The following is a 730-nucleotide window of genomic DNA, read 5'->3' as shown; positions in this document are numbered from 1 at the left end:
ACAAAGGGGCTGGCGATGAACCGCTCCGCCGTCAGCTCCGGCCGGTTCAGGTACCCGCGCGCAACGCCGGCCCCGCCGACATAGATCTCAGCAATTGCTCCCAGCGGTACCGGCTGTAGCCGTTCGTCCAACAGATACGCCACCGAATTCCGAATTGGTCGGCCGAGCGGCACCCGGGTCTGGTCATCGAGATCGGGAGGCACAGGATAGCAGAGACTGAAGGTGGTGTTCTCCGTCGGCCCGTAGCCATTTGAAATCCTCAGCGTCGGATGTCGCTTCTGACATGCCCTGATGGAAGCGACGGAGACCTCTTCGCCCCCGACCAGCAACTGCTGCAGCCGATCAGTGCTCCGCCCCTCCCCGACATAGACGTCAAACAACCGCGCAGTCATCCAGGCGATCGTGATGCCTTGATCTTGGATGATCTGGGCCAGCGTTGCCGTCGAGAGGTAACGTCCAGGATAGAGCACAACACTGGCGCCGTTTGCCAAGGCTCCCCAGACTTCGAACGCGGTCGCGTCGAATGTCGGCGAGGAGGCATTGAGAAAGATGTCCTGCGGCGAGATCGCGACGAAATCGTTCCCCGCTACGAGACGCACCGCTCCCCGATGTTCGACCATGACGCCCTTGGGCGTGCCTGATGATCCCGAGGTGTAGATCACGTAGGCGAGGTGGCGCGCGCTCAGGCCGAGCGTGCGCGGGTCCGGATCGGAGGCCGGCAGGTTCGCCC

1 protein-coding gene is annotated in these 730 nt (G+C 63.2%); it reads right to left on the bottom strand.

The window, feature by feature from the left end; all coding sequences use genetic code 11:
• Positions 1 to 730, bottom strand: a 730-nt coding sequence (locus AB4Y42_RS44110; protein ID WP_368697878.1) for an AMP-binding protein, incomplete at both ends; no start/stop codon positions are given.

The sequence above is a fragment of the Paraburkholderia sp. EG286B genome (assembly GCF_040965655.1).
Lineage (GTDB): Bacteria > Pseudomonadota > Gammaproteobacteria > Burkholderiales > Burkholderiaceae > Paraburkholderia.
The sequence above is the reverse complement of the archived record's forward strand: the minus strand, read 5'-3'. Positions and strand labels throughout refer to the sequence as shown.